25 protein-coding genes and 1 rRNA gene are annotated in these 23,271 nt (G+C 70.4%); 12 read left to right on the top strand and 14 right to left on the bottom strand.

The window, feature by feature from the left end; all coding sequences use genetic code 11:
• Positions 1-150 (bottom strand): 16S ribosomal RNA (locus LGR69_RS07045); the annotation flags it as partial.
• 805 nt (positions 151-955) lie between these two features.
• Between LGR69_RS07045 and LGR69_RS07040 the strand changes: the two genes are divergently transcribed.
• From LGR69_RS07040 to metB, 4 genes are all read left to right on the top strand, one after another.
• A complete protein-coding gene (locus LGR69_RS07040) occupies positions 956-3,019 on the top strand; it encodes an FUSC family protein (protein WP_230365570.1) in 2,064 nt (687 codons plus the stop codon).
• Positions 3,013-3,207, top strand: a complete 195-nt coding sequence (locus tag LGR69_RS07035; protein ID WP_230365569.1) for a DUF1656 domain-containing protein — start codon at positions 3,013-3,015, stop codon at positions 3,205-3,207. The genes LGR69_RS07040 and LGR69_RS07035 overlap by 7 nt, the downstream gene beginning before the upstream one ends.
• Positions 3,208-3,215: 8 nt before the next feature.
• Positions 3,216-4,124 (top strand): efflux RND transporter periplasmic adaptor subunit, encoded by a 909-nt coding sequence (locus tag LGR69_RS07030; protein WP_230365568.1) that lies wholly within the window; start codon positions 3,216-3,218, stop codon positions 4,122-4,124.
• A 205-nt stretch (positions 4,125-4,329) separates the two neighbouring features.
• Positions 4,330-5,493: a cystathionine gamma-synthase gene (metB, locus tag LGR69_RS07025; protein WP_230365567.1), complete on the top strand. Its 1,164-nt coding sequence runs from the start codon at positions 4,330-4,332 to the stop codon at positions 5,491-5,493.
• 9 nt (positions 5,494-5,502) lie between these two features.
• Here the strand turns inward: metB and LGR69_RS07020 are convergent, their stop codons facing one another.
• Both LGR69_RS07020 and LGR69_RS07015 read right to left on the bottom strand, forming a co-directional pair.
• Positions 5,503-6,279 (bottom strand): hypothetical protein, encoded by a 777-nt coding sequence (locus tag LGR69_RS07020; protein WP_230365566.1) that lies wholly within the window; start codon positions 6,277-6,279, stop codon positions 5,503-5,505.
• Between the two features lie 233 nt (positions 6,280-6,512).
• The gene (locus LGR69_RS07015) at positions 6,513-8,699 is read right to left on the bottom strand and encodes a TonB-dependent receptor (RefSeq protein ID WP_230365565.1); all 2,187 of its coding nucleotides are present in this window, start codon (positions 8,697-8,699) and stop codon (positions 6,513-6,515) included.
• 386 nt (positions 8,700-9,085) lie between these two features.
• Here LGR69_RS07015 and LGR69_RS07010 point away from each other — a divergent pair, with 386 nt between their 5' ends.
• From LGR69_RS07010 to LGR69_RS06995, 4 genes are all read left to right on the top strand, one after another.
• Positions 9,086-9,529 carry a lysozyme inhibitor LprI family protein gene (locus tag LGR69_RS07010; RefSeq protein WP_230365564.1) on the top strand — a complete coding sequence of 148 codons (444 nt, stop codon included), beginning with the start codon at positions 9,086-9,088 and terminating at the stop codon, positions 9,527-9,529.
• 160 nt (positions 9,530-9,689) lie between these two features.
• Positions 9,690-10,463 (top strand): LamB/YcsF family protein, encoded by a 774-nt coding sequence (locus tag LGR69_RS07005; RefSeq protein ID WP_007565155.1) that lies wholly within the window; start codon positions 9,690-9,692, stop codon positions 10,461-10,463.
• Positions 10,464-10,571: 108 nt separating this feature from the next.
• Positions 10,572-12,917 carry an Orn/Lys/Arg family decarboxylase gene (locus tag LGR69_RS07000; RefSeq protein WP_091863593.1) on the top strand — a complete coding sequence of 782 codons (2,346 nt, stop codon included), beginning with the start codon at positions 10,572-10,574 and terminating at the stop codon, positions 12,915-12,917.
• Entirely contained in the window at positions 12,917-13,501 is a 585-nt protein-coding gene (locus LGR69_RS06995; protein WP_007565158.1) for a GNAT family N-acetyltransferase, read from the top strand. Before LGR69_RS07000 ends, LGR69_RS06995 begins: the two co-directional genes overlap by 1 nt.
• 39 nt (positions 13,502-13,540) lie before the next feature.
• On the opposite strand, the gene LGR69_RS06990 is transcribed toward LGR69_RS06995, so the two are convergent.
• The 5 genes from LGR69_RS06990 to LGR69_RS06970 all read right to left on the bottom strand — a co-directional run bounded on the left by LGR69_RS06990 (position 13,541) and on the right by LGR69_RS06970 (position 16,589).
• Positions 13,541-14,068, bottom strand: a complete 528-nt coding sequence (locus LGR69_RS06990) for a lysozyme inhibitor LprI family protein (protein WP_230365563.1) — start codon at positions 14,066-14,068, stop codon at positions 13,541-13,543.
• Between the two features lie 141 nt (positions 14,069-14,209).
• Entirely contained in the window at positions 14,210-14,476 is a 267-nt protein-coding gene (locus LGR69_RS06985) for a hypothetical protein (protein WP_007565163.1), read from the bottom strand.
• Between the two features lie 277 nt (positions 14,477-14,753).
• Positions 14,754-15,347, bottom strand: a complete 594-nt coding sequence (locus LGR69_RS06980) for a YceI family protein (RefSeq protein WP_370881376.1) — start codon at positions 15,345-15,347, stop codon at positions 14,754-14,756.
• Complete coding sequence (locus tag LGR69_RS06975) at positions 15,344-15,952, bottom strand: cytochrome b (RefSeq protein WP_230365562.1); 609 nt, start codon at positions 15,950-15,952, stop codon at positions 15,344-15,346. The genes LGR69_RS06980 and LGR69_RS06975 overlap by 4 nt, the downstream gene beginning before the upstream one ends.
• 28 nt (positions 15,953-15,980) lie before the next feature.
• Positions 15,981-16,589: a YceI family protein gene (locus LGR69_RS06970; RefSeq protein ID WP_007565167.1), complete on the bottom strand. Its 609-nt coding sequence runs from the start codon at positions 16,587-16,589 to the stop codon at positions 15,981-15,983.
• Between the two features lie 101 nt (positions 16,590-16,690).
• On the opposite strand from LGR69_RS06970, the gene LGR69_RS06965 reads away from it, so the two are divergent.
• Positions 16,691-17,656, top strand: a complete 966-nt coding sequence (locus LGR69_RS06965) for a LysR family transcriptional regulator (RefSeq protein ID WP_007565168.1) — start codon at positions 16,691-16,693, stop codon at positions 17,654-17,656.
• 175 nt (positions 17,657-17,831) lie between these two features.
• Positions 17,832-18,194 carry a cupredoxin domain-containing protein gene (locus LGR69_RS06960; RefSeq protein ID WP_007565169.1) on the top strand — a complete coding sequence of 121 codons (363 nt, stop codon included), beginning with the start codon at positions 17,832-17,834 and terminating at the stop codon, positions 18,192-18,194.
• 33 nt (positions 18,195-18,227) lie between these two features.
• On the opposite strand, the gene LGR69_RS06955 is transcribed toward LGR69_RS06960, so the two are convergent.
• From LGR69_RS06955 to LGR69_RS06945, 3 genes are all read right to left on the bottom strand, one after another.
• A complete protein-coding gene (locus tag LGR69_RS06955; protein WP_230365561.1) occupies positions 18,228-18,758 on the bottom strand; it encodes a hypothetical protein in 531 nt (176 codons plus the stop codon).
• Between the two features lie 305 nt (positions 18,759-19,063).
• On the bottom strand, positions 19,064-19,279 hold the full coding sequence (locus LGR69_RS06950) for a hypothetical protein (RefSeq protein ID WP_007565171.1): 216 nt from the start codon (positions 19,277-19,279) through the stop codon (positions 19,064-19,066).
• Positions 19,280-19,335: 56 nt separating this feature from the next.
• Entirely contained in the window at positions 19,336-20,064 is a 729-nt protein-coding gene (locus tag LGR69_RS06945) for a polyamine aminopropyltransferase (protein WP_230365560.1), read from the bottom strand.
• Between the two features lie 159 nt (positions 20,065-20,223).
• Between LGR69_RS06945 and LGR69_RS06940 the strand changes: the two genes are divergently transcribed.
• A complete protein-coding gene (locus tag LGR69_RS06940; RefSeq protein ID WP_230365559.1) occupies positions 20,224-20,475 on the top strand; it encodes a hypothetical protein in 252 nt (83 codons plus the stop codon).
• Positions 20,476-20,497: 22 nt separating this feature from the next.
• On the opposite strand, the gene LGR69_RS06935 is transcribed toward LGR69_RS06940, so the two are convergent.
• The 3 genes from LGR69_RS06935 to LGR69_RS06925 all read right to left on the bottom strand — a co-directional run bounded on the left by LGR69_RS06935 (position 20,498) and on the right by LGR69_RS06925 (position 22,413).
• Positions 20,498-20,800: a hypothetical protein gene (locus LGR69_RS06935; RefSeq protein ID WP_007565174.1), complete on the bottom strand. Its 303-nt coding sequence runs from the start codon at positions 20,798-20,800 to the stop codon at positions 20,498-20,500.
• Between the two features lie 15 nt (positions 20,801-20,815).
• Entirely contained in the window at positions 20,816-22,075 is a 1,260-nt protein-coding gene (locus tag LGR69_RS06930; RefSeq protein ID WP_230365558.1) for a Zn-dependent hydrolase, read from the bottom strand.
• 107 nt (positions 22,076-22,182) lie between these two features.
• Positions 22,183-22,413 (bottom strand): hypothetical protein, encoded by a 231-nt coding sequence (locus LGR69_RS06925; RefSeq protein ID WP_230365557.1) that lies wholly within the window; start codon positions 22,411-22,413, stop codon positions 22,183-22,185.
• Positions 22,414-22,698: 285 nt separating this feature from the next.
• Here LGR69_RS06925 and LGR69_RS06920 point away from each other — a divergent pair, with 285 nt between their 5' ends.
• Positions 22,699-23,253: a PAS domain-containing protein gene (locus LGR69_RS06920; RefSeq protein WP_230365556.1), complete on the top strand. Its 555-nt coding sequence runs from the start codon at positions 22,699-22,701 to the stop codon at positions 23,251-23,253.
• The last annotated feature ends 18 nt before the right edge of the window (positions 23,254-23,271 follow it).

The raw sequence follows: 23,271 nt of genomic DNA, 5'->3' as shown, positions 1-23,271 counted from the left end.
CTCAAGTTTCCCTGAGTTATTCCGAACCAGAGGGCACGTTCCCACGCGTTACTCACCCGTCCGCCGCTGACCCCGAAGGGCCCGCTCGACTTGCATGTGTTAAGCCTGCCGCCAGCGTTCGCTCTGAGCCAGGATCAAACTCTCACGTTGAAGAGATTGATCAAAGCTGATCACTACATCTTGACGAAGGCTCACATTGATCCGGGCGTTTCCACCCGAACCGTGTGAGCTTCCAAAAAGCGTATGACAGCTCGCATCCTCTTGACGACCCGGCTCACGCCGGGCCCGCAAGGACGAGCGCCGTCCACGCTTCTCTTTCTCGTATTCACTTGTCAAAGAGCGGAACTGACCTTCGTCAGTACCTTGAAGAGACCAGTAAACCACCGGGCTGCCCCGGTCAAGTCCTGCTGAGATCTTCAGAAAGTCCGTCCAACCGGCTCGCCGTTGCTTCGGCACCGCGTCGGGAGGCGCCGTATAGGACGCCCCGCATTCCTATGTCAACAACCCTTTTGCCGGCATCTCACGGGAAAAGCCGCGGCGCATCCCTGCATGTGCGGCGCCATGCTTCACGCCGCCCCGCAATCGGTCCGCGGCTCCGACGGCCAGGGCCGGCGACGTGGGCTGAAGCGTCGTGTGACTCCGCAGCCGTGAAGGTGCGTAGCGTCGCGGCGAGGTCCCGGTCTTTCGGATAGGGGCACTCAGTGTCTGGCAGCCTGGGCCGATCGGCTTTCAGATCGTCCGGAGCGCCGCGTCGTTCGCGGCCGAATGGTGGTCGCGTTCCACGTCGGCGGCGTGGAACCGGTTTACGTCCGCGCCGCCGCGCAGATTGACGACGCGCGGGCAAAAGATAGGATGATCCTACTTTTCGGCTCCAAGTGACGGCCATGGGTCATTCATCGATTCGATCTGTAAGCGCAGAACCCTGCATCGCGGCCGATTCGTCGGCTGCCTTCCGATGACCGGCCACGCCGCACACCCCGCAATCCGCACCTCCGCCCTGCTGCGAAGCGCCGGCGACCGCATTTGTGCGATCGACATCCTCACGCCCCGCACTCGTCATGTCGCGCGATCGACGACCGCCGCGATCCTCGCCCTCGGGATCGCGTTCGGCCTGCAACTCGAGACGCCTTACTCGGCGGCCTCCACGGTGCTGCTGGTGGCGAACGCGAACCCGGGTGCGGTTTTTGCCAAGGGGGGATGGCGCCTCGCCGGCACGTTGGTCGGCGCGGCGGCGGCGCTCGCCCTCATGAGCTTGTTCATCCAGGCTCCCGCCCTGTTCATCCTCGGCTTCGCGCTCTGGCTCGGCCTCTGTACCGGCGCGGCCACGCTGCTCCGCCACTTCCGGGGGTCGGGCGCGGCGGTGGCCGGTTACACGGTCGGCCTCGCCACGTATGGCGCGTTGGAGGCGCCCGAGCGGGCTCTGGATGCCGTGCTCGGCCGGACCGCCACCGTCGCTGTCGGCGTAGCCTGCCTCGGGTTGGTGACGGCCCTGCTCAGCAGGCGTACCACGCGCACCACGCTGGATCAGGCTCTGATCGGGCAGTTCGGCACGATCGCCGGCCTCGCCCTAGAGCGGCTGCGGCACGAAGGCCAGCCGCATGCGTTGCCTGCCGCGGCGCAGATTGCCGGCCTCTTCGCAATCGACGACCTGCTGGAACTGAGCCGTGCCGAGTCCCGGGACATGGCAGGCCGTGACGCCGCGGTTCGTGACATCGTCGCCGCCCTGTTCGGCGCGTTGCTGGGCACGTTGGACCTCGGCGATCCCGATCCACGGGCGCCCGAGGATCTCGTCGCGGCACGGAGGGACGTGGTCACCGAACTGCCGCGGATCCTGTCCGCACTGGAGGCCCGGCGCTACGATGAGGCGGTCGACCGGATCACCGCGCTGAGCCAAGCGCTGCAGGCGCGCATCGGCCGCGCCGAAGCCGCCGATGTCGGAACCCCCGCCCGGTTGATCGGCCTCGACCGGCTCCTGGCATTCGCCGAGGATTACAGGTCGGCGCTGTCCGGCATGGCACGGCTGTCCGGTGGCCGCCCGGTGCCGGCCAGGTCATTCCGGTTCCATCGGGATTGGGGGGCCGCGACCGAGAACGGCCTGCGTTCCGCGCTGGCGATCCTGCTCGCGGGCGCCTTCGGGATCGCGACCAGCTGGAACGATTGGTCGCTCCTGCTGCTGATCCTCGCCCCCTACGCGGTCCTGCTCGCCATGACCGGCAACCCGGCCGCGAGCGCCGGCGCGTTCGTCAACGGTACGATCGTGGCCGTGCCGGCGGCTTTCGTCTGCGCCTTCGGCCTGATCCCGAACGTGCAAGGCTTCCCTCTGCTGATCGCCGTGCTCGCGCCGTTCTGGATGGCGGGGCTCTACGCCACCACCCTGCCCCGTCACATGCTGTCCGGGCTGGCCTTCCTAGTCGCGTTCAACACGCTCGTCGGCGCCACCAACCCGATGGTGTTCAGTGTGCCGGCCTTCTTGAACCAGGCGTTCGGCTGGATCGCGGCGGTCCTCGTGACGCGTCTGACCTTTCAGCTGCTCCTGCCGCACGATCCGCGCCGGCAGGCCCGCCGGATCCATGCGGCTCTGCGCCGCGACGCGCTGGCACTGCTCCATGCGGACCCACCCGAACATCGGCATGTCTGGGCGCATCTTCAGCATCACCGCCTGGCCCGCATCGCGCTGAGCCTGAGGGGCGATCCCGCCGCAGCGGCGATCCTGGCGGACGGGATCGCATGGCTGCGTCTCGGTCGCGCCGCAATCCGGGCCCGCGCCGCGGCCCAGCACCCCGCCGCATCCGCCCTCCTCCGCACCCTAATCTTGCAGGCCTTGGCCGACGCCGCCCGGTCGCCGCGGCAGGCGCGCGACACCCTCGCGGCGGCCGCCGACATCGCCACGCGCGCGATCGCAAATCCTCGCGCATGGCCCGCGGCCCATCGGGTCGCCGCCGGCCTCACCGACATGGTGGCGCTGCTCGAAGCCCATCCGGACTGGTCGTTCGACCGGCACCGGAGCCCCCCATGCTGAGCGAGGTCGCGATCGGCGGCGTCTACCTGCCGCCCATCCTGGTCTACCTCGCCGCGGCGATCCCGGTCTTCATGGGGCTCCGCGCCGTCCTGGACCGGGCCGGCCTGCTGCGCTTCGCCTGGCACCCCGCGCTGCTCGAATGCGCGGTGCTCCTCGCGACGGTGGCACTGCTCCTCCTCCTCGTCTGAGTGCCGCCATGACGGTCCTGAAGCGCCTGCTCCGCCCCTTGCTGACCCTGGCCATCGTCGCCGCTACGGCGATGCTGCTCACGGCCCTGTGGCGGGTCTACATGCTGGCACCTTGGACGCGCGACGGGCGGGTCAGCGCCGAGGTCGTGCGGGTCACCCCCGAGGTTTCGGGTACGGTCGTCGACGTGCGCGTCGTCGACAACCAGTTCGTCCGGCGGGGCGATATCCTCTACGTCATCGACCCACGCCGCTTCCGGCTGGCGCTCGACACGGCGCAGGCCGTGGTCCTGGCCAGGCGCGAGGATGCGGCGCTCAAAACCGCGACAGCGCGGCGGCGCAGCCAGTTGAGCCCCGGTGTCGTCGCCTCAGAGACGATCGAGCAGGCAAACGCTACGGCGGCGATCGCGCGGGCGGATTACGATGCGGCGATCGCGGCCGCCCACGTCGCTGAGCTCGACCTCGATCGCACGACGGTCCGGGCACCTTTGGATGGCTACGTCACCAACCTCCGGATGCGGCCGGGCGATTATGCGACGGCCGGCCTGACCCGGGTCTCGATCATCGATGCCGAGGGATTCTGGATCACGGCGTATTTCGAGGAAACCAAGCTGTCCCGGATCGCCATCGGCGCCCGCGCCCAGATCCACCTGATGGGCTTCGAGCCGCCCATCTCCGGACATGTCGAAAGCATCGGACACGGTATCGCGGACGCGAACGAGGTCCCGGACCATCTGGGCCTACCGAGCGTCAATCCGGTCTTCGCCTGGGTGCGGCTGGCGCAGCGCATCCCCGTCCGGATCCACATCAACACCGTGCCCCCGGGCGTGACGCTCGCGGCGGGCACAACGTGCAGCGTGGCCGTCGGCGAGGCGGCTGCGGGGTACCGCCTGCTGTCGCGGCTGGATTTCTGGCCGTGACGCCGCCTCGGCTCTGGGTGACCGTGCCTCGGCCAACCAGGACTGTACCGAAACGCGACCGCAACCCCTGTCCCGCATGCGGGGCTTGCTCCGTTGATGCAGCTTTCGTTCTCTTGAAAGCCTGATCCGTTCGCCATAAAGAACGCGCTCGCAAGCCGGCCGGTCACGCGCGCCGGTGCAATTCCGGCACAGGAAGGACGAGCCGATGCCAGAGGGACTCGATGCCCGCACGATCGCGGCGACCAACGGTGTGGCCCAGGATACGTCCTTCGGCGCCGTGATCGCGCCGATCCACCTGTCGACCACCTTCAAGTTCCCGGCCTTCGAGCAGCCCGGCCCCTACGATTACTCCCGGCTCGGCAACCCGACCCGCGACCAGCTCGCCGACACGATCGCCAAGCTCGAGGGCGGCGCCCGGGCCGTCATGGTGTCGAGCGGCATGGCGGCGCTCGACCTCGCCCTGTCGAGCCTGTGTCCCGGCGACCTGCTGGTGGCGCCCCATGATTGCTACGGCGGGACGCACCGGCTGCTCAGCCTGCGCGCCGCCCGCGGGCAGTACCGCGTGATCTTCGTCGACCAGACCGACGAGGCCGCGCTCGCCGCGGCGCTCGCCCAGAAACCCAAGGTCGTGCTGGTCGAGACGCCGAGCAATCCACTGATGCGGGTGGTGGATGTCCGGCGCGTCACCGGTCAGGCCAAGGCGGTCGGCGCCCTGGCGGTGGTCGACAACACCTTCCTGTCGCCGGCGCTGCAGCAGCCGATCGCCCTCGGGGCGGATCTCGTCGTCCACTCCACCACGAAATTCCTCAACGGCCATTCGGACGTGATCGGCGGGGCCGTGATCGCCGCCGAGGCCGCGGTCGGCAACGAGTTGGCCGCCTGGGCCAACACGATCGGGGTGACGGGCTCGCCGCTCGACGCCTACCTGACCCTGCGCGGCATCCGCACCCTGTTCGTCCGGGTGGAGCGCCAGCAGCAGAATGCCGGGCAGCTCGCCGCCTTCCTGGACGCGCATCCGGCGGTGAGCCGCGTCCACTATCCCGGCCTGGAATCCCATCCGGGCCACGCCATCGCCAAGGCGCAGCAGGCCGGGTTCGGCGCGATGCTGAGCTTCGAGCTGGTCGGCGGCCGCGCCGCCGTGAAGACCCTGGTGGAGAATCTGCAGGTGTTCACGCTGGCCGAGTCGCTGGGCGGGGTCGAGAGCCTGATCGCCCATCCGCCGACCATGACGCATGCGGCGATGGATCCCGAGGCGCGGGCCATCGCGGGCATCACCGACGGGCTGCTGCGCCTGTCGATCGGCCTCGAGGCCGTGGACGATCTCCTGGCCGACCTGTCCCGCGGCCTGGAGGCGGTCACGCGCGGCTGAGCCGGCGGCTCACTCCTCCTCGACCACGCTGAACCCGGACTCGTCCTCGACCACCCGGTACCGGGACAGCCGCAGGGTCTGCGACCGCTCCGCCGCCTCGTCCCGGCATTTCAGGACGTGGGCGGTCCGGTTGACGACCTGCAGGTTCGGCACACCCCAATAGCCGAGCAGCTCCGGCCAGGGCGCGTCGCGGTGCTCGCGCCAGACCCGGTAGAGCGGCACGGCGTGGTCGACCTCGGCGGTGCGCAGCAGCCGCTTGCCCGACGCCTTGCAGCGATGCCCCTGGTGGCGCTTCAGCACCCGGACCTGCTCATGCGGGGCGATCCAGAACTTCCAGGCGGCGACACAGGCCGCGTGCCAGGCGGCCTTGCCGTTCGGCACGCCCTGCCCCCAGAGGTCGCGGTGCCAGCCGAACCGGTAGATTGGCTGGCCGCAGATGCAGCAGGCGCCGCGGCCGCGGGCGAAGGCCGCCTCGCGGAACGGGGCGGGCGGAATCCGGAAGCTCGCCGGACGGCCGCCGGCGCCGCCCTCGCCGAGCTGCCAGGTCCAGCCCTCCGGCGTCCCGGAGCGCGCCGCCAGCGCCCGGGCCAGCCGGTCGGCCCGCAGGATGTGGTTGCGCCAGTAGCTCTCCACCGCCAGCCGCGGGGTCGGCGGGATCAGGGGCCGCGTCAGGGCGTGGTGCAGGACCGGGGCCGGGAAGATCGACGGCAGCGCCCGTTCCAGCCGGGCCCGGGCCTTGGCGTTCTTCAGGTCGCGCCAGCTGGATGTCGTGATCGAGACCGTCATGTCGGGCCGTGCTAGAGCCGTTCCCGATCGCGTTGCAATCGGGCTCGCCTCTAAATCCTTCATATGACGCGCTCGCTTACGCCGAACCGGTCTCCACTTCGGCGGCGAGCGCTCTAGCGCGCGACGCGGGGGAAGGCGACGGCATCCGGGCCAGAGGTTCGGGCCGGCAGGCTTAAGAAAGTGTTTCCCGTGAAACATCGCCGCCGAGGCATGCGGCCGCGGCCTGTCGACGCCTACAGATCGACCGACATCGACAGCAGGTAGGTGCGCGGCCCGCCCTGGAAGAACGTCCCGAACGAGGCGACCCCGGTCCAGTAGCGCGTCCCCGTCGCGTTCAGCACGTTGGCCCGGAACGTCGTCCGGCGCCCGTCGATCACGGTGGCGTAGCGCAGGCCGAGATCGAGCCGCGCCCAGTCCGGCAGGGCCTGGGTGTTGGCGAGGTCGATGAATTGCCGCCCGGTATAGATGACCGCCCCGTCGACGGTCAGGCCCGGCAGCCCGGGCAGGTCCCATTCGGCGCCGAGATTGAGCTGCACGTCCGGCACCCCGACCGGCACGTGGCCGAGATTGGCGGCGGTGGCCGTCCGGGTCAGGACGCCGTCGAGCAGGCTGAGCCCGCCCAGCACCCGAAGCTCCGGGGTGATCTCGCCGTAGACGCTGAACTCGAGCCCGCTGATCCGCTGCTCGCCGGTCTGGGCGAAGCTCCGGGTGATGGGGTTCGCCTCGCCATTCGGCCTGGTGATCCGGAAGGCGCTGAACGTCGCGCCGATCCGGCCGAGATCGAGCTTCACGCCGGCCTCGATTTGGTGCGCCACGTAGGGTGCCAGGATCGCGCCGGCATTGCTCGCCGCCAGCGGGGCGACGTCGCCGCGGCTCAGCCCCTCGATGGAGTTGGCGTAGAGCGAGACGGCGTCCCAGGGCCGGATCACCAGGCCGACCACCGGGGTGGTCGCGCTCTTGTCGTAAGCGGAACTCAGCGTGCCGACATTGGCCAGGTAATTGTGCGCCTCGACCCGCTGCCGGCGCACGCCCACCGTCAGCAGGATATGCTCGTCGAGGGCCGAGAGCGTGTCGGCCACCGAGACCCCGGACAGCGTGCTGTCGGACAGGCGCGGCCGCCCGGCGGTGATCGGCGGGGGGATGTAGGCGGCCGGACGCGGCGCGTAGATGTTCGACAGATAGGCGCCGCGCCCGGCGGGGAATTGGCGGGCCGTATCCTCGTCGTAGGTCGAGGCCTGCACGACGAGCGCGTGGTGGATGGCGCCGGTGTCGAACCGGGCCCGGGCGCCGCCATCGACGGTCGAGCGGGCGATGCCCATCGCGTAGAATTGCGGCGTGCTGGTCGTATCGCCGCGGGCATTGAGGATCGTCGGCGCGGACTGGAAGTAGCGCTGGACCTCCGTCTGCGCGCCGCCGGCATCGGCGAACAGCGTGACCGCGTCGGTGAGGTCGTATTCCAGCCGCAGCAGGGCGCCGCGGTCGTCGATATCGGAATATTCCCAGCTTTGGGTCAGGTTGAGGCGTCCGTCCGGCGCCCGCGGGACCGGTACGCCGGTCCTGAGCTGGAACGGGCGCAGGGGCGCGTCGAAACGGTCATTCTGCGCCAGCAGGTAGAGCCAGCCCCGGAAACGCTCGCCCTGGTAGTCGAGGGCGAGCGCCCCGACGCCGGTCGTCTCGGATTGGCGCGCGAACGGCGTGTCGCCGCCATGCAGGCTGCCGACGACGCGCGCGCCCCATTCCCGGCCCGGGCCGAAGCGGCGCGCGATGTCGAGCTGGCCGCCGCCCCGGGCGACCGAGCCGTAATCCAGGGTCAAGCGGGTCAGGTCCTCGCCGGCGCGCTTGGGGACGACGTTGACGACGCCGCCGACCGCGCCGTTCGGCGAGACGCCAGAGAGTGCCGCGGAGGGGCCCTTCAGCACCTCGATCCGCTCGGCATAGTCGGTGAAGACGCGAAAGCTCGGCGCAACGCCGTAGATGCCGTCGAACGCGATCTCGCTGCTCGTCCCCTCGCCGGACGGGAAGCCGCGGATGGAGAAGGAATCGAACGGCGCCCCGGTGGTCTGGGTGGCGCGCACCGACGGGTCGCGGCTCAGGGCCTCGGACACGGTGCGGGCCTGCTGGTCGCGCACGAACGTGTCGGTGTAGCTGGTGATGCTGAACGGCGATTTCTTCGCCTCGGTGTTGCCGAGCAGGCCGACGCGCCCGCCCTGCGCGACCTGACCGCCGGCATAGGCCGGCACGATCCCGCGCGCCGCGCCGGTGCTCTCCACCGAGAGCTCCTCGAGCTGGACGGTCGATCCGGGGCGAACGTCCTCGGCCCGTGCCGTGCCGGCGGTGACCAGGATCAGGACACCGGCGCTCAGGATCGCAGGGGAGCCGCGAAACAGCGGCACGCACCGGCCCGAACGCATCATACCCATGGGAAACGACTCGCTGTCTCGGCGCCGAGCCGATCACGGGCGGCGTTTCATCCCGCGTGAAGCAAGTCAAGGACAAACCGCAAGACAATCGTGCTTTTGTGTTGTAATAATTATAGTTCTGAAGGCAAAAACAGACACTACGACTCGATACAAATGACCGATCTTGCGGAAGCACACGACAGTCCAATTTTTTAACTGAACGACATGACGAGACTCACAGCCAGCGCCCGTCGAAGTCTGAGCATTGCATCCTCCTCCCCGCACCCAGCGGTGCAAAGCGGGATCGGGCGTGCGACGCGCCAAAGAAGTCTTCATGCCTTTCCGGCCAGCGTCACGCGGCCCGGCCTTTCGCCCGAGCCGGCCCGCTTCGCCCCGGGGAGACATAGATGCGTCCGTATCCGCCCAAGCCCGCGCGCCCGGCCGGCATCCTGATCCTCGCCGCATTCTGGGTGTGCGCGCTCCCGTCCGCAGGCGCGCGGGCCGACCAGCCCTCGGCCAAGCTGTGCCAGGACGCGACCTCGACGCCCGAGACCCAGACCTGTCTGCACCAGGCGCTGGAAGCCGCCGACGCGAAGCTCAATGCAGCCTACAGGAAGGCCCTGTCGATCATCGACCAGGATGACCGCCCGGAGGACGCGAAAGCGGCCTGGAAGGCCCAGTTCGCAACGGCCCAGCGCGCCTGGATCGCCTTCCGGGACGCCGATTGCGGCGATCTTACCTTCAGCGAATGGAACAACGGCAGCGGCACCACCGGCGCGCTGTATGCCTGCCAATACGACAAGACCGTCCAGCGGACCGAGGATATCCTGAGCCGGTACCCGCTCGATTGAGGCGCCGTTCCTGCCCGCGAGCCGAAGTGACGACGTGGACGTTTCGGGGTTCGCGCGACGCCCGCTCCGTCCGGGCAACCGCCCTCACGCTGAGCCGCTTGGTGATGCGTTTGGTCCGACCCTTGAATGCGCGGAGCCGCCGCGCTTGCGAGGGACCGGGATGATCGTCGACCTGAACTGCGACATGGGCGAGGGGTTTGGCGTCTATCGCCTGGGCGACGATGCCGGGATGCTGGCGATCGCCAGCTCGGCCAACATCGCCTGCGGGTTCCACGCCGGCGACCCGCTGGTCATGCACGAGACCCTGACGCTCGCCGCCCGGGCCGGCGTCCAGGCGGGGGCGCATCCGGGCTTCCTCGATCTCTGGGGCTTCGGGCGGCGCCCGATCCACGGCGAGCGCCCGGCCGATGTCGAGAAGGCCGTGCTCTACCAGGTCGGCGCCCTGCTGGCGCTCGCGCAGGATGCCGGCTGCCCGGTGCGGCACGTGAAGACCCACGGGGCGCTGGGCAACATCGCCAACGCGGATGCCGACCTCGCCCTGGCGGTGGCCCGGGCGATTCGCACCCTCGACCGCGACCTGATCTTCGTGGTGATGCCCGGCCTCGAGACCGAGCGGGCGGGCGAGCGGCTCGGCCTGCCCCTGGCCCGGGAGATCTACGCCGACCGCGCCTATGCCGAGACCGGCAACCTGGTGTCGCGCAAGCTGCCGGGGGCGGTGCTGCACGATCCCGTGGAGGCGGCCGAGCGCGTCGTGCGGATGATCGAGGACGGCGCGATCCTCTGCCTGTCCGGGCGGCGCATCCCGGCCCGGATCGACAGCATCTGCGTCCACGGCGACACCCACGGGGCCGTCACGATGGCCGCGCAGCTGCGCGCCGACCTCGCCGACCGGGGGATCGCGGTCAGGCCCATGGCCGAAGTGATCGGCGCCTGAGCGCATCGATTCCCGAGCCGGTTTCGGCCGCGATCCCGGGCGATGTCATGCAAACGTCGCAGATGGGCCAGAAAGCCACTCGCTGCTTGCAAGGCTGAGAGGGGCTCCATGGATTTCCACCGTCGCTTCACGGTTCTGATGTGCGCTCCCGCCTTCGATCCGGACGACCTGGAGGGCGCGCGCGTCGCCCAGATCGTGGCGGCGGTGGAGAATCGCGGCTTCGAGGTGGTGCGGGCGCGGCGCGTCGAGGACGCGGCCATCGCGGTGCAGACGGACGCCGCCATCGGCTGCATGGTGGTCGACTGGGGCAAGCGCGGCCTCGACGGCAAGGCTGCGGCGCTCATCGACATGATGCGCAAGCGCGGCCTGGAGATGCCGATCGTCATCATGGTCCGCCGCAAGCGGCTGGAGGACATCCCGGTCGAGCTCCTGGACTTCATCGACGGCTACATCTTCCTGGCGGAAGAGACCCCCGAATTCATCGCCCGCGGCCTGGTCAGCCGCGTGACGCAATATGCCGAGACCCTGAAGACGCCGTTCTTCGGCGCCCTCGTGGACTATGCCGAGAAGGGCAACCAGCTCTGGACCTGCCCGGGCCATAACGGCGGCATCTTCTACAACCGCTCGCCGATCGGCCGGATCTTCGTCGAGCATCTCGGCGAGGCGATCTTCCGCGACGACCTCGACAATTCGGTGCTCGATCTGGGCGACCTGCTGACCCACGAGGGTCCGGCCCTCAAGGCCCAGAAGGAGGCCGCCCGGATCTTCGGGGCGGAGAAGACCTATTTCGTCCTCAACGGCACCTCGGCCTCCAACAAGATCGTGCTGTCCTCCCTGGTGGCCGAGGACGACCTCGTCCTGTTCGACCGCAACAACCACAAGGCGGCCCATCACGGCGCCCTGTTCCTGGGCGGCGGCATCCCGATCTTCCTGGAGACCGACCGGAACGCCTTCGGGCTGATCGGCCCGATCTACCACGAGGCCCTGGACGAGACCCGGATCCGCGAGAAGATCCGGACCAACCCGCTGGTGACCGATCCCGAGGCCTGGCGCCGGGAGCGGCCGTTCCGGGTCGCGGTGATCGAGCAATGCACCTACGACGGCACGATCTACGACGCGCAGGAGATCCTGGAGCGGATCGGCCACCTCTGCGACTACATCCTGTTCGACGAGGCCTGGGCGGGCTTCATGAAGTTCCACCCGCTCTTCGCCCGCCGCTTCGCCATGGGGCTCACCGGGCTCGACGAGACCTCGCCCGGCATCGTCGCCACGCAATCGACCCACAAGCAGCTCGCGAGCTTCTCCCAGGCGTCGCAGATCCACACCCGCGACGGCCATATCCGCGGCCAGACCCGGCGCGTGGAGCACAAGCGCCTCAACGAGAGCTTCCTGGTCCACGCCTCGACCTCGCCGTTCTATCCCCTGTTCGCCTCCCTCGATGTCGGCGCCCAGATGATGAAGGGCCGCTCGGGCATGATCCTGTGGGACGACACGATCCGGCTCGGGATCGAGTGGCGCAAGAAGGTCCGGGCGATCCGGCGGGAATTCGAGGAGAACGAGGCCGATCCGCTGCGGCGCTGGTTCTTCGACCCGTTCGTGCCGGACCGGGTGACCGGCCCGGACGGCGCCGAGATCGCCTGGGAGCGGGTGCCCACCGACGCGCTCGCATCCGAGCCGCGCTACTGGGAGCTCACCCCGGGGGCGGCCTGGCACGGCTTCAGCCACGTGGCGCCGGGCTACGCGATCACCGACCCGAACAAGCTGACGGTGCTCACCCCGGGCTTCGACCGGGCCACGGGGGCCTATGCCGATCACGGCGTGCCGGCCCCGATCGTCGCGCAGTACCTGCGCGAGAACCGGATCGTGGCCGAGAAGAACGACCTGAACTCGCTGCTCTTCCTGCTGACGCCGGGCGTCGAATCCTCCAAGGCCGGGACCCTGATCTCGGGCCTCGTCGCCTTCAAGCGGCTCCACGACGACAACGTGCCGCTCGAGGAGGCCATGCCGGAATTCGTCAACCGCCGGCCCAACCGCTACCGCGGGGTGCGCCTGCGCGACCTCTGCGCCGAGTTCCACGCCTTCCACCGGGAGGCCGGCACCTCCGCGCTCCAGCGCCGGCAATTCGCCCCCGAGCACCTGCCCGAGATGGTGATGGCGCCCAAGAAGGCCGCCCAGATGCTGACCCGCAACAAGGTCGACTACGTGCCGATCGCCGAGGCCGAGGGGCGCATCGCCACGACCCTGATGCTGGTCTACCCGCCGGGCATCGGCACCGTGCTGCCGGGCGAGCGCCTGGACGACCGCGCCAAGCCGATGCTCGACTATTTCAAGATGTTCGAAGCCTCCGCCAACCTGTTCCCGGGCTTCGAGGCCGAGATCCAGGGCGTCTACCGCGAGGTCGATCCGGACGGGCGGATCCGCTTCCACACCTACGTCGTGCGGGACGGCGCCTGATGGAGATCGAGCCCGAGGCGGGCGCCCCGGTCCCGGCGCATCCGAGCCCGGACATCATCATCCGCGCCTCCTCGGACGCGGATGTCGAGGCCATGGTGGCGATCTACGAGCATCATATCGGCAAGGGCGTCGGCAACGTCGCCGATTTCGACGACGAGGCGCGCCTGCTGCCCGACGACCTGAAGCGGCGGCGCAAGACCATGCGCAAGAAGCGCCTGCCCCACCTCGTCGCCGAGCGCGGCGGCCAGGTGGCGGGCTACGCCTACGCGGTGCCGTTCCGGAAGCGCCCGGCCTATCGCTACACCCTCAAGCACTCGATCTACGTGCATCCCGACCATCTCCATGCCGGGATCGGGCGGCGCCTCCTGCCGGCGCTGATCGAGGCCTGCGCGGCCGGCGGCTACCGGCAGATGATCGGCTACATCGACGCCGAGAACCAGGCGTCCCTGCGCCTCCACGAGACCTGCGGCTTCGTCCGCGTCGGCTACCTGAAGGCGGTGGGCTTCAAATACGGGCGCTGGTCGGACAGCGTGATGGTGCAGCGGGCCCTGGGCACCGGTTCCGAGGACCAGCCGGGGGCGTAGAAGCGCGTTCCGGGCCGCCCGTGACCTTGTCCGTGACCGTCATCGACGGTCGTAGCGCCGGCGGAGTTCGGCGGTGCGCTCCACGGTATGGGCGATGAGGCAGGCCGACATTGCCGGGCCGGCTCCCGTGCCGCTCCCCCATTCGGAAAAGGTGAGATCCCCGCAATCGGCGTCGCGGAAACGCAGCCAGGCCTGCTGCGCCTGTTTGAGACGCGCGCGCCATGTCCGGCCTTCGGCGTCGTCGCCGATCGACGCCACGGCCCGGGCATAGGTCGCGTTGAGGTCCTTGTCGGCAACCCGCTGAGCGGGCTCCAGGCAATACGCGATCCCGGAGCTGGTGGCCTCGGCGCAGAGCGCATCGACCTGGCCGGCGGCCTTCCCGTAGGCCCTGGACAGGCTGCGGGCCGCGCCCTCGCCGTAGCGGTTCATGCAGGCCGTCGGCTCGTCCGTGTCGCAGGTCCCGGACGCGGGCGCAGGCGGGGCCGCCACGGCCGGGGGAGCGACGCTCACGGTCGCGATGACACCGGCCCACGCCCCCAGAAGGGCGCCGAGAACGCGCTTGCTCATGACGACGTCCAACCAGACTTTGCGGGGGATCCTGCGCCTGGGCGCATGGCCGGGGCGATCGTACGGATCGGCGGCGCCGCGCTCAGGGTGACGATCGGGATCGCGGGCCGTGCCGTCCGATCGACGCGGCGGTACAGGACCTCAATAGTAGCGCCCCGGGATGAAACGGGTGCGAGTCGCGTTCCAGTGTCCCCTCATGTAGCCGACCGGCCGATTGGTGGCGTGGCAGGCCGGGATCCACCGCGTGCCGTGATAGCAGAGCTTGCCGTAGCGGCTGAGCCAGGCGACGTTGGTCACCGCGGTCTGACCGCCGGTCGCGAGGCCTGCATCCATGGGGATGGCGGGCCCGGCATAGGCGGAGCCCATGCAAGCCGCCGACAGCATTCCAGCAACGATGAGTGATTTCATGATTGGCGCCTTTGCCAGATAACGAGCGGACTCGTTTCGTTGACAGTAAATCCGGCGGCCAATCCGTTGAAGTCAGTAAGCCGCCGCGGAATGACATACCGCTGCCGGCTCAGGTCTTAGGTGTGTCAGAGCACGTCGGTTGTGCGCGCGAAAACCAGGCGCCCCGCCGCCCTCCCGATCCCTGCGGAGACGGCGCGTTCCGGTGCCTCGGGCTGAGAGGCGCCTGCGCGGTGGCCGGGCCTCACGCCGAGCCCGCAGCCGGGTCGGCGGCGCGCGCTCAGTGCGCCTGCGCCGGAGCGTCGGACCGGGCGGTGGCGACGAGGTCGACATCGACCCCGACCTCGAGGGCGACCCATTGCCCGGAGGCCCAGGCGCCCTGGCCGACACCGAACGCGGTGCGGACGAGTCCGACATGCCCGGTGGCGTGCGCCCGGTCGCCGTCGAGCGACAGGTGGAAGGGCAGCGTCAGCGGGCGTTTCGTACCCCGGATCATCAGGTCGCCGACGGCCTCGTAGTCGCCGCCGCCCTTGTCGACGAAGCGGCTCGCCTCGAAGCGCGCGTGGCTGGCGCTCGCCACGTCGAACCAGTCCTTCTGGGGCAGGGCCGTGTCGCGCTGGGTATCGCCGGTGCGAGCGCTGGCCAGATCGACCAGCACCGTGGCGCGGCCCGCCTCGGGCTTGGCGGGGTCGAACTCCACCCGGGCCTCGAAGCGCTCGAAGCGTCCGGAGAACGGGGTCCCGACCTGCACGCCCGAGAACCGGATCGCGCTCTTGGCCGGATCCACCGCCCACGAGGCGGATAGCGCGGGGGAGACGGCACCCGACAGGGCGGCCGACAGGCACAGGGCGAGGCGCAGGCGGCGCGACATCATCGGGGCGATTCCAGGGCGTCGGGGAGCCCCGCCGGGCGGCGGCCGGGCAGCATCCGTCCCAGCACGCCGTCCCGCAGGATGAGATGGTGGCGCAGCGCCGCCGCCACGTGCAGCACCAGCAGCGCGGTGAGGATCCAGGCGCCGGAGGCGTGCAGCGCCTTGAGCAGCCCCTCCGCGCCCGCGGGATCGGTCAGGAGCGGCGCGAGCGGCAGGTGCGGCCAGGGCACGAGCCCGTACAGCACCGTCGGGATGTTGAACGGCGAGAGCGAGACCACGGCCCAGCCGGTCAGCGGCAGCCCGATGAGGAGCCCGTACAGGAGGGCGTGGGCCGCCCCCGCCGCCCGGCGCTCCCGGGCCGGCATGGCCGCCGGATAGGGCGGCGGCCGGTGAGCCAGCCGCCAGGCGAGGCGCAGCCCGGTCAGGACCAGCACGGTGATCCCGACCGACTTGTGCCACTGGTAGAGCGGGAACAGGCGCATCGGCGCCAGCCCGGCATGGGTCATGGTCAGGCCCATGCCGATCAGGGCGAGAACGCCCAGCGCGCTCGCCCAGTGCAGCAGGATAGCCACCGCGGAGTAGCGCCGGGCCGACGCGTCGGGTGCCATGGCCATCCTCCCGTCCCGCGGTACCGGGTCAGTCCTGACGCTCGAAGGCGCCCGCGATGGTCAGGTGCAGGTCGTCGCCGATCAGCGGCAGGTAGGTCTTCACCCCGAACTCGGAGCGCTTGAGCGTGCCGGTGGCGTCGAAGCCGACCGTGACCTTCTTGCTCAGCGGGTTCACGCCGGCCCCGACCAGGGTGACGTCCAGCGTCACCGGCTTGGTCACCCCGTGGAGCGTGAGGTTGCCGGTCACCTTCGCCTTGTCCTTGCCCTCGGGGGTGACCTTGGTGGACACGAAGGTCATGTCGGGGAACTTGGCCGCGTCGAGCCACTGGTCGCCCTTCAGCTCGTCGGTGAGCTTGGCGCTGGTCGTGGTCACGGAGGCGACCGGGATCTTGATCGACAGCTTCGCGGCCGCCGGGTTCTTCGGCTGCAGCTCGAGGGTGCCGGACACGTCCGAGAAGCCGCCGGCATAGTTCGAGAAGCCCATATGGGAGACCCGCCAGCCGACCTGGGTGTGGTTGGGATCGACCGCGTAGGTGCCGGCCTGGATCTGGGCCGGGTCGCGGGTCGCGGGGGACTGGGCCAGGACGGGGGTGGCGACCAGGAGGGCCAGAAGGCCGGAGGCGAGAATCGACTTCAAGGGTGTCTCCTACACAGCAGACGATCGTGCGCGATTCGGTGCGCCGCAGCCGCCCTGTAGACCCGTTCACGGCCGCGGTTGAGCCTGCTATCCGGAACCCCATGGTTGCGAGAACGGAAACCTTCCAGGGCGGCCTCGACGACGTGCGCGCCTTCTGCACGGTCGTCGATCTCGGCACCGTCACGGCCGCAGCCGCGAGCCTGCGGGAAACCAAGGGCAGCGTCAGCCGGCGCCTGTCCCGGCTGGAGCGGGCGCTCGGCACGAGGCTGATGGCCCGCACCTCGCGGGCGGTCTCGCCGACCGCGGAGGGGCTGGCCTTCTACGCCAAGGCCCATGAGAGCCTCGCGCTCCTCGACGAGGCCGCCGAGACCGCCCGCGACGCCCGGACGGTGCCGGCGGGGCACCTGCGCCTGACCACCTCGATCGATTTCGGGATCGAGGTGATGCCCGAGATCGTCGCGAGCTTCCGGGCGGCCTATCCGCAGATCACGGTCGAGATGCTGAACACCGATGCCCGCCTCGACCTGGCGGCCAACCGGATCGACCTCGCCCTCCGGCTCGGCGGCGCGGAGGAGACCGGCTACCGGGCCGTCGTCCTGGCGACCCTGTCGGTGGGCCTCTACGCCGCGCCGGCCTACCTGCTGCGCCGCCCGGCGCCCGCCGACCTGGCCGGGCTCGACGCGCACGACCTGATCCTGTCCCGGGATCGGCCGGGCTCGGGCGCCCTGCCCCTCACGGACGGGCGCGGCCGGACCGAGCGGATCGTCCTGAGCCCGGCCATCCGGGTCAGCGATTTCGCGACCGTGCACCGCCTGACCCTGGTGGGGGCCGGGATCGGCCATATCCCGAGCCTTGTCGCCGCCCGGGCGGTCGCGGCGGGCCAGCTCGTGCGCGTGCTGGCGCCCTGGGCGAGTCGCGGGGCGGTGCTGCGCGCCGTGACCCTGGCCGGGCGCGATCTGCCGGCGCGGGTCCAGGTCTTCCGGGAGCATGTGCGCGGCGCGCTGAGGCTGTGCGGCGCGCATGACGGGGAGCCGCTTTCTAGCGACGAATACAATCAAGACTTGTAGAACTTAAATATCGGCGCTTATTCATCGGGCGATTGAGACAATCTTACGATTTGGCGTAGCGGGATGTTGAGGGCCTCGGCGCACCATGGGCGTCGCGGTTTCCCGGGCCGCTCGGCGGGCGATCCGGTCTTCATCCCTTGCCCCGGCGCATCCCATTTTCCAGCGGACACCCAACATGCCCCTTCGCGACCGGCGCCTGCAGCCCTTGCTCCTCGTCGGGACGGTGGTTCTGGCGGGTCTGTGCGTCGCGCCGCACGCGGCCTGGGCGACGCTGTCGGCCACGACCCGGCTCGTCCTGCAGAAGGGGCGTCACTACGTGCCGACCGACCTGTTCCTGCGGCGCGGCGACACGATCACCCTGCGCAACGAAGATGCCAACCAGACCCACCACGCCTTCATTGAGGCGGACAGGTTCTCCTTCGATGCCGGCGATCAGGAGCCCGGCACCGAGACCCGGCTGGTCCTGAAGGAGCCGGGGGATTTCGTCATCCAGTGCGGCATCCACCCGAAGATGAAGCTGACCATCCACGTCCAGTAGCGCGTGGGCGGGTATGGCTGAGCCCGGCCCGGCTCAGCCCTCGCTGTCGTGAGCGAGGCCGAGGCCGCGAATCAGGTCGCCGATCGGATCGATTCTCTGGGCCGCGGGTGCGGGCGTCGGTGCGGCGGCGGCGACGATCGGCTCGACGGCCGCAGGGCGGTCCAGGCCGGCATGGCGCAGGCGGGCGGTCCGACGCAGGCCGCGATCCGCCACCTTCACCCGGTTCGCCACGAGCGTTTTGCGCGCCTTCTCGGCCGGAGCCACCAGCGCGCTCGGCAGCGCCGGGGCCGTGACGGCGCCCGGCGGCAGCGCGGCGGCCAGCCGGGGCGACAGCAGGTCGGCAGCGGGCGCGCGCGCGGTCTCGGAGACGGCGGGTTCGGGCTTGATCGTGCCGGCCATCCGGGCCGGTGGATCCATCCAGGTCGACGGCGCGGCCTGCGCCGCCTCCGTCCGGACGGGGCGCGGCTGCACCTCGTAATTGCCCGGATGCAGAGTATGGGCGGCTACGACCAGGCCGAATACGGCGATCGCGGTCGTCGCAAGGGTGGATCTGTAGTGTTCCATGACGGCAGAACGAACAGCCAAGGTCATGGTTCCGCTTGACCGAAGCTCCGGGCCCAGGGCTCGGATCTCGGGCGTATATCCCGCGGCGGATACAGCACAGAAAAAAGGCCACTCCCGAAGGAGCGGCCCGAAGTCTAGGGAGGAAACGCCCAAGAAGGGCAGCGGGATCGCGACGCCATCGCCATCCCGCACTGCACAGATAGGCTACCGCATTGCGGCATGCAACAGACCGAAGGTTGTTTCTGCATGCATGGATGACACGGCATGGTCGTCGAGATGCGCGTCCAGGCCATAGCTCCGGCCGGTCAGCCGTCGTTCTGCGGCTCGTCATGCCCGATGAGCCGGTCCACTTCGGCCAGGGCGACCGCCCGGGCGGCCCCCTCGGAGGCATGCGGGCGGTACGAGCCGCGGACCAGCTTGCCGCGGTCGCGGATCGCCCACGTGAAACGGCCCGGGTCATGCCGGCTCGGCCTGACCTCAACCGTGTAGAGATGCCCGCCATTCGCACCCATGACCCGCATGTGCGGATTCCCGCGCGCCGGCCCAGGGGGTGCGACCGTGGGCGGCAGCCCGGCGCTTACCGGGCCGCTTTCGGACGGCCGGGCTCGGGCCGGTCCGGCGCGACCGGACCCTCGGTCCGGGTGCCGAGCCAGACCACGTGCTTGGGCCCGCTGCCACGGCCGCTGGCGTGGACGCGGGCCTCCTCGACCGCGAAGCCCGAGCGCTGCAGGCGCGATTTGAACTTCCGGTCCGGGGCGCCCGACCAGACGGCCAGGATGCCGCCCGGCCGCAGGGCCCAGCGGGCCCGCTTGAGGCCCCAATTGTCGTAGAGCCGGTCGTTCGAGCGGCGCATCAGCCCCTCCGGGCCGTTATCGACGTCGAGCAGGATGGCGTCGTACTGGCCCGGCCCCGCCTGGATCAGGCGGTTCACGTCGGATTCCTGCACGTCGACCCGGGGATCGTCCAGGCAATCGCCGAAGACATGGGCGAGCGGGCCGCGGGCCCAGGCGATCACGGCGGGCACCAGCTCGGCCACCACGACCCGCGCGTCCGGGCCGAGCCCCTCGAGCGCTGCCCGCAGGGTGAAGCCCATGCCCAGGCCGCCGATCAGCATCCGGGCCCGGGGCCGGTCCCTGAGCCGCTCGCAGGTCATCGCGGCGAGCGCCGCCTCGGAGCCGCTGCGGCGGTTGTTCATCAGCTCGATCGTGTCGGCCAGGATCGAGAACTCGTCGCCCCGCTGCATCAAGCGCAGGTCGGTGCCGCCCCCCGGGACGGAGCCGGTGTCGAGATGAACCCAGGGTATCACGGACGTTTCCTCGATTGGCGGTGCGGCCGGTCCGGGACCGTCGGCACGAAAGATCACGGCGAGAGCGGGGCCGCGGGCGGGTTCGGCGCTGCGCGCGGCGCAACCCCCTGCGCGGCGGTGCCCCCTGCCACGCGGGATCGCGCTGGCGTATCAGCACCTATGGCTAAGCGCATCAAGTCGAGACCCCAGGAACGGGGCTTCATTCTGTTCGACGTCGTCTTCGAGGACGGCTCCCGGGCCTCGAACCGGCGCGTCCCGGCCGAGATCCTCGGCGGGCTGGACGGCGACGAGCCGGCCCGGCAGGTCATCGCCGAGCATGAGGAGGAGATCGCCCTCAAGGCCGGACGGCCCGGCCGCGAGATCCAGAGCCTCACCCGCTCGCCGATCATCAAGCCGAAGCCGATCGCCTGACCGGCCGGGCCGGCAGCCCGGATCAGACCGCGCCCTCGACCACTTCGAGCGCCCGCAGGATCGCGAAGCCGATCCGCTCCGCCTCCCCTTCCGTGTCGCCCGCCGCCGGCAGCAGCGCCACCGTCTCGACGGCGTGCTCGTCCTCCGGGCCGACCACGATCCGGAACACGTCGCCCTCCTGGGCGGCCGGGTCGCGGATCAGGCCGACCCGGTGGCCCGCCGCCGCACCGAACAGGCGCATCGGCGGCTGCCCGGGATCGGGCTCCGGGGGCGCGGCCGGGCGGGGCGCGCCGAAGGTCGGGCGGATGACGTTGTCGTCGGACATGCCGAACCAGCCTCCTCAGGCGCGCGCGAGACCGGCGGTGGCCAGCACCGCGTCGGCCAGCACCTCCATGCCGGCCCGGGCCCAGTCCGGCGTGATGCTCTCGGCCTCGTTGTGGCTGATGCCGCCGTGGCAGGGGCAGAACACCAGGGCCGCCGGCACCGTCCGGGCACAGTAGACGGCATCGTGATAGATCGCGGTCGGCATCCGGGTCCAGGCATGGCCCCGCGCCTCGGCGGCCGCCTGGACGCGGTCGACCAGCACCGGGTCGAAGGGCGTGAGCGGCGCGCGCCAGAACTCCTCGACCTGGATCGTCACGCCCCGCTCCGCGGAGAGCGCGTCGGCCCTGGCCAGGACCTGCCCGCGCATCGCCTCCAGCTGCCCGGGATCGCCGTGGCGGGTGTCGAGGCTGAACCAGACCCGGCCCGGGGTGATGTTGCGGCTCGCCGGCTCAGCCTTCAGGACCCCCACGGTGGCGCGGCCGCGCTCGCCCTCCGGGCCGACGGCGTCCCGGGCGATGTCCTCCAGGGACCCGATCAGCGCCGCGGCGGCCATCATGGCGTCGCGCCGCCCGGCCATGGGGCTGCCGGCATGGGCCTCCTCGCCCAGCACGGTGATCTCGTACCAGATCTGGGCGAGCGCCCGGTCGACCACGCCGATGGTCAGGCCGGCATCCTCGAGGCGCTTGCCCTGCTCGATGTGCAATTCGAAATAGGCGCCGATGCCGCGAAGAGCCGCGGGATCCGCCTCCCCCTGCCAGCCGATCCGGCGCAGCTCGTCGCCGAAGACGCGGCCGTCGAGGTCGCGGGTCTCCATCACGTCGGCCTCGGGCACGATCCCCATGGCGACGCCGCTGCCGCTCATCGGCGGGGCGAAGCGCGCGCCCTCCTCGTTGCACCAGTTGATCAGCAGGAGCGGCGCCTCGGTCTCGATCCCGGCCTCGTGCAGGGCGCGCAGGATCTCCAGGCCGGCGAGCACGCCGAGCGGCCCGTCGAACTTGCCGCCGGTGGGCTGGGTGTCGAGGTGGCTGCCGATGGCGACCGGCTTCCGGCCCGGGTCACGCCCCGGCCGGTGGAAGATCATGTTGCCGATCCGGTCCACGGTGAGCGTCAGCCCGATCGCCTCGCCCCAGCGCTGGAACAGGGCGCGCCCCTCGGCGTCCCGGTCGGTCAGGGCCTGCCGGTCGTTGCCGCCGTTGGGGAGCGCGCCGATCCGGGCGAGCTCCATCAGGCTGTCCCAGAGGCGCTCCTGCGAGAGCGGGAGATTGGTGCGATCCATGCTGGTGTGATCCCGCGCGCCCTGGCCGACCGTATACCGGAGCCGACGAGGTTAGGCCCTGATCCCGCGCAGCACCAGGGACGGGGCGGCGGGGGCGGACATCGCCGTCAGAGGCGCGGATCGGGGAAGTCCTGCGCGTGCAGGCTCCAGATCGCCCGTCCATCCTCGGCGGTCACGTAGACCGCGTTGGCTCCGAGCTCGGCCAGATCGAGATCGATCCGCTTGGCCACAACCACCGCGGCCGCGTCGCCGGCGGCCTCGAAGGGCTGCCGGTACAGGTCCGGGCCGAGCATCCCGTCCGGCTCGCGGCGGATCGCCCGGAAGATGTAGCTGCGCATCAAGAGACCTGGAACGATACGGTATCCGAGCATCGTGGGTGCTCACCGCCGACGTGGATACAGTCTTAACGGCGCCGAGACCGCATCACGAAAAGCTTTACGCCGCGTTTGCTCGGGCCGCCCGCGGGCTCGCGGCGTCGGCCCGGTGCCGGAGACCCGTGACGACATGTCAGGGCCGGGGCGGCGCCGGACTTGGATCGATTCGCCGACAACCGAATTGTCGCTGGCTTGTGTCGCAGCAGGTTGTCGGGTGCCGGGCCCGACACAGCCGCATCGGGGAATTGAATGGCGTTGGCCTCCACGGCGACCTCCGCCCTGCAAGATGCGGGATTTGTCGGGACCTGGGACACGGATGTCCTGGCCGGCCGCTCCGTGCTCGACGCGGGCGCGGCCACCCTGCTGTCCGGAAATCCGAGCTTTGCCGGCAAGCCCCTGCCGCTGGACGTGGCCCTGGGGCGCATCCATCCCGAGGATCGCGGCTGGGTGTTCGACCGGATCCGCAAGGTGCGCCGGACCGGCGGCCTGGTCTCGCTGGAATTCCGCGTCCTGAGCGCGACCGGCGAGGTCCGCTGGATCCTCAACCGCGGCCGCCTGGCCCCGGATACCGGCGGGGCGCTGCGCGGGCGCGGCGCCTATATCGATGTGACGGATCTCTATCCCAGTTCCGTCCCGGCCGGGCTGGACGCGGACGCGACGCAGGTGAAGCATCTGGAATCCGCGGCCGACCACTGCATCCGGGTCCATTCCGCGCTCGATCGCTACGGCGACGAGAACCTCCGGCTGATCTCGAGCATGTTGCTGCTCGGGATCGGCCGGGCGCTGGCGCAGCGCGACCCGTAAGGCCGGGGCCGGAGCGGT

The sequence above is a fragment of the Methylobacterium brachiatum genome (assembly GCF_020523825.1).
Classification (GTDB): Bacteria; Pseudomonadota; Alphaproteobacteria; order Rhizobiales; family Beijerinckiaceae; genus Methylobacterium; species Methylobacterium brachiatum.
This window is presented reverse-complemented; position numbering and strand designations above follow the sequence as displayed.